Origin of the sequence: Bartonella massiliensis, from assembly GCF_902150025.1 — a bacterium.
Taxonomy (GTDB): domain Bacteria; phylum Pseudomonadota; class Alphaproteobacteria; order Rhizobiales; family Rhizobiaceae; genus Bartonella; species Bartonella massiliensis.
The window spans coordinates 1-6,041 of sequence record NZ_CABFVS010000033.1; the positions used below are offsets into that span (position 1 = coordinate 1).

At 34.6% G+C, this 6,041-nt stretch carries 1 pseudogene; it reads left to right on the plus strand.

The features are described 5' to 3' along the window. Positions 1–22: 22 nt before the first annotated feature. Positions 23–4,929, plus strand: a pseudogene (locus FNZ60_RS07670) (DEAD/DEAH box helicase). Positions 4,930–6,041: the final 1,112 nt, after the last annotated feature.

Here is a 6,041-nt window from a genome sequence, read left to right on the forward strand (position 1 = left end):
GACAAGGGATTTTTATTGTAATATGCTGCAATCTGTTAAGTCTGATAATAAACAAATCACGCTACGTTCTCTGTTGGACTATTATCGTCAACGAGCAACTTCAAATGCTAAAAAGGGAAAAATTTTTGAAGATTTTGTGAGCAAATATCTTATGCATGACCCTATCCATTATGGACGCTATGAAAAGGTTGAAAGCTATTTTGAATGGGCTAAAGAGCGTGATGATTGGAATAACAATGATATCGGCATTGATCTGGTTGCAAAACTTCGCAATCAAGAAGGCTATGTGGCTATTCAATGTAAGTTTTATAAAGCAGACCATCAGATCAGTAAAAAGGATATTGATAGCTTTATCGCAGCCTCTGGAAAAGACATCTTTAAATATCGCCTTCTCGTTGATAGCACTGAAAGTGAATTAAGTGATAATGTGAATGCCATGATTAAAGGACAAGCGATACCCGTTTATCGCATTGACCTTCGTCATATGGAAAACAGTCGTATAGATTGGCAAATATTTGCAACAAAACAAAAAGTTGTTCTGAAATCAACAAAAGAGCCTCGTCCCCATCAGAAAGAAGCCATCAAGAAAGTCTGTGAAGGTTTAAAAGAAGCAGACCGTGGCAAGCTTATTATGGCATGTGGTACGGGGAAGACGTTCACAAGCCTAAAAATAGCAGAGACCATAGCGGGAAAAGGCAAGCGTGTGTTGTTTTTAGTGCCTTCTCTTGCTTTAGTCTCACAAACAATCCGTGAATGGACACTGGACACACAAATCCCCTTGCGTTCTTTTGCGGTGTGTTCGGATACGAAAGTAGGCAAGCGTCGTAAAAATCAAGATGATATTGTTGGCATGGAAACATCAGATCTTGTTCTTCCTGCTACAACAGATGCAAAAGCCCTTGCCAAAGAAGCTTGTGAAAGCTTCGCAGAGGCAATGACCGTCATCTTTTCAACCTATCATTCCATTCAAGTGATTTCCGATGCGCAAAAGGAATATGATTTACCCGAATTTGATCTGATTATTTGTGATGAAGCACACCGTACGACTGGTGTTGTATTAGGAACAGACAAGCATGAATCTGAATTTGTCAAAGTTCATGATAACAGCATCATTCGAGGTAAAAAACGTCTATACATGACAGCAACCCCTAAGATCTTTACTGACAAGCTGAAAAAGAAGGCTGACGTATCCGATGCCGTTCTGGCGTCCATGGATGATGAAGCGCTCTATGGGAAAAATCTTTACACTTATACTTTTTCAAAAGCTCTACAAGATAAACTTTTAGCACCCTATAAAGTTATCGTCTTAGCTGTTGATGAAGCAATTATCAACGCAACAATTCAGAAGCGTCTTAAAGATAAAAATTCCGAACTTATTCTTGATGATACAACCAAAATCATTGGCTGCTACAAAGCACTGGCTCAAATAGAAAAGAAGGAAGACGATGGCATAAAACCTATGCGTCGTTCTCTGGCTTTTTGTAAAGATATCAATACATCTGAACGCGTTAGTGAGATTTTCAATGATGCTATTGATGAATATCATAAATTTGTTCCTGAAAGTAAGACATCTCTTATCTTTGATGTTAAGCACATTGATGGGACTTTTAATGGTAAAGAGCGTAACAAATTACTTGATTGGCTTAAAGAAGATACAGATGAAAATAACTGCCGTGTGCTCACCAATGTGCGTTGTCTTTCTGAAGGAGTCGATGTGCCCGCTCTTGATGCGGTTATGTTTTTACACCCGCGTAAAAGTCATGTAGATGTGATACAAGCGGTGGGGCGTGTGATGCGTCGCGCAGAAGGTAAAACAACAGGCTATATCATTTTACCCGTTGGTATTCCCTTCAATATTCCACCACAACAGGCTTTAGAAAACAATAAAAAGTATGATGTCATCTGGCAAGTTCTCAATGCTTTGCGTGCTCATGATGACAACTTCAAAAACAAAATGAAAGCCTTAGAGCTAGACCAAGATGTTCGTCATCTGTTTGAGATTGTAGGGGTAACTTTTGACCCTGCTTTACAAGCAATGACCGCAGTTGTTGACGAACTATCCTTCCATGCAAAGTCTGAAAGTGCTGGGCTCCATATTGGTTCAGTAGCGAATGAAAACCCTCATAGGTATGAAGTACAAGAAGAATTCGATTTTTATATTGATGAATTATCGCGTGCTATTAAGCCAATCATTGTCAGAAAATGTGGGGAGGCTAATCAATGGGGAAACTGGGCGGGTAATGTTGCGGCAATTGCACAAAATCATATTATCCGTCTTAAAAGCATACTCGCTGATAAAAAGAGTGAAGCTTATCGTGCTTTTCATGTTTTTCACAAGGAATTAAAGAACGGTTTAAATGACAGTATCGAGCAAGAAGATGCACTTGAGATGTTGGCGCAACATCTTGTGACGCGTCCTATTTTTGAATCCTTGTTTGATGGAAATGAGTTTGTGAGTAAAAACGCCATCTCGCAAGCTATGGAAAAGATCTTAGCTGAACTTGATAAGATGAATATCAAAGACGAAGCCAAAGATCTTGATAAATTTTATCAAAGTGTAAAGGAGGATACAGAAGGTATTATTGAAACGCGCGCAAAACAGAATCTTATTATCAGACTTTACGAAGATTTTTTTACCAAGGCATTCAAAAAGACAACAGATAAACTTGGAATTGTTTATACGCCTATTGAAATAGTCGATTTTATCTTACATTCCGTCAATGATGTTTTAGAGCAAGAGTTTGGACAAAGCTTAAGTTCTCGAGGCGTCTCTATTCTAGACCCTTTTACTGGAACTGGGACCTTTATTACACGACTTTTACAATCCAATCTCATAAAACCAGAGGATATGGAATATAAGTTCCGAAATGAAATCAAAGCCAACGAAATTGTTCTCTTAGCTTATTACATAGCTGTCATTAATATTGAAGCGACCTATCATAGTCTTATGAAAGGAGATTATACACCCTTTGAAGGGATTTGTTTAACTGATACGTTTCTGATGCTGGAGGAGAAAGATTTCTTCACACGCTATATGTTTGAGAATTCAGAGCGGTGTAAAAAACAGCAGGAAGCCGATATCCAAGTTATTGTTGGAAACCCTCCTTATTCAGTAGGGCAAAAAAATGCCAATGATAATAATCCAAATGTACGTTATGACACGCTTGATAGAAGTATTTATGATACATATGCATCAGGATCACAAGCAGCAAACCGTCGTAATCTCTATGACAGCTATATTAGAGCGATCAAATGGGCAAGTAATCGTTTAAGTTCTAAAGGCGGCGTTGTAGCCTATGTTTCTGGAAATGGATGGATAGATAAAACATTTGCTGATGGTATGCGGAGATGCTTACAAAGTGAGTATTCTGCTATTTATATCATTAACCTTCGCGGTGATGTTCGAAAAGATATGTTATCAAATAAAGCAGCAAAAGAAGGAGGAAATATTTTTGGTTCTGGAAGTATGACTGGAATAGCAATAACTCTTTTTATACGCAATCCATATGAGAAACAATCTTGTAAAGTATACTATTATGATATTGGGGATGACCTTTCTGCCAAAGAAAAATTAAAAAAATTACGTACATTAAGAAGTGTAAAAGGAATAATACAATCCAAACAATTTATTGAGATTCTACCTAATGAAAAATATGATTGGATAAAGCAAAGAGATACAACCTTTAATCAATTTATGCCCATGGGAGATAGAAATATTTCAATAAATTCTAAAATATTTGAGGAAGTATCGCTTGGTGTATGTTCAAAAAGAGATGCTTGGGTTTATAACTTTTCAAATGATATACTAGATGCATCTATTCAAAAAACAATTGAATTTTTTAATATACAGAGGAAACTCGTTGCTGAAAACCCTTCTATATCTATAAATAAAATTATTGATTATGATACTACAAAAATTAGTTGGGGTGATGCCTTGATCTCCAAACTAAAACGAGGTGTAGATGCAACATTTGAATCTTACCTAAAAGTTCCAGTTCTCTATACACCGTTTGTGACAATATGGCATTATGCTTCACCATTTCTTAATGATAGATTAGGACGTACGCATCAATTTTTTAATCCGAATATTCCGCATAATCTTGGAATTTGTGTTTCTGGGATAGGAAGTAGATCAAATTTTTCTTGTCTCATGACTAATAAACCGATCAGTTACGGTACTTTAGAAGGTGCCAAATGTTATCCACTCATGCTTCATTGTGCAGAAAAGAAACATCATGAACATAATTTGTTTGCTACAGATAAAAAAAGAAAGTTCGTGATGGCATTACAGATGCGGGGTTAGCCCATTTTAAAGCTGCTTATCCTAATGAGAATATAACAAAAGAAGATATTTTTTATTACATTTACGGTCTTTTGCATTCGGAAGATTATCGTACTCGCTATGCTCATAATTTATGCAAAGAATTGCTTCGTATCCCTTGTGTAAAGAGTGCTGATGATTTTTGGAAATTTGTTACAGCAGGGCGTGAATTGGGTCATTTGCACGTACATTATGAAACTGTAGAACCTTATCCAGTAACCTTTAAGAAAGGCAATCCAAAACAAACTGATATCTCTAATCCAGAAAAATTTTACTACGTTACAGAAATGAAATTCTTTAGCAAAAATAAGCTAAAAGATAAATCTATCGTTTTTTACAATAGTAATATCACTATGACAGGTATCCCTCTTGAAGCTTATGAGTATATCGTTAATGGCAAGCCTGCTCTTGAATGGGTTATGGGGCGTCAATGTGTAAAGACTGATAAAAAAAGTGGTATTGTTAATGATGCCAATCGCTATGCTGTTGAGACCGTTGGAAACCCTGCTTATCCATTAGAATTGTTTCAAAGGGTTATTACCATAAGTTTAGAGACAATGAAAATCGTGAAAAAACTACCAAAATTAGAACTTAAAGAAACTGAATAAGCTTATAAGACCTTATAACTCATAAGGGGTATAGGAGATAGCTATTATAATCTATACCTCTTTGTTAAGTTGATTAGATACAATCTTAAAAGAAGTGTTTATATGCGTTCTTCTAAAAAAAGAACATTTGCACTTTTAAACACCCTTATTTGGATTACCTTCAAAAGGTTATACCGTAATTTAAAGTGATAGCTTTATCCTTTTCAAAAGCTCTGTTTAAAAAGAGTTACATATATTTATTTTGCTTATAAGTTTTGAAGGTTCCTAACACTCTCAAAATACCTTCAAAATATATTATGAGTTGTGTTTATAGCTTTATAATATCACTATAGGTTGTTATTTTTGAACTTAATAAAAATTAAGGTATTGAAATATAATAACTTTTATTTTTTGATTGAAAAAAAATATTATAAGGGGGTGTAAAAAGAACCTTCAAAATCTTCAAAATACTCAAAACTCATAACCATAATAATCTTGATAGCATGCCTTATGATTATAGGCTGTCTTTTAAAAGGCTTTACAGGATCACATGCTTTCATAAGATATGTTTTAATCACTCACTAAAATAATCATTTTGTCAGTTCAATTTACTGACAGATAACTGACAGGTTTTAATCAATTTACATCATTGGTTATCTTTAAAGATTGCACTATTGATATGAGTTGTATTTTAAAGTCATTAATCTATTGAAATATAATAACTTTTATTTTTGATTAAAAAATATATAGAAAGGGGGGGGCTAAAAAGAACTGACAAAACTGACAACACTGACAAAAGTCTATTAAAAGGGATTTTGCTAATCTCTATAATTATCAGTCTCTCTTTAGATATTTTCATAACAAGCTATAAATCTCAATTATCCTATTTATCGTTTCTCTTATGAAAATGAAAAATGATGCGGTGGCTATAAGAATATATAGCTATAAAACACCCGTTTTCATAATCAAAATGCAAATGAAAGCATGATTATAAAGACAATCCCTATAAAAGGCTGTTAAGTTGCAAATGTGTTATTAAAAGAAATTAACAGAAATCTTTAAAACCATTTAGTAAAAAACATGATAGGTTATAAAGTTAAAAATACGCATGATGAGAGCGCTTCTAAATATTA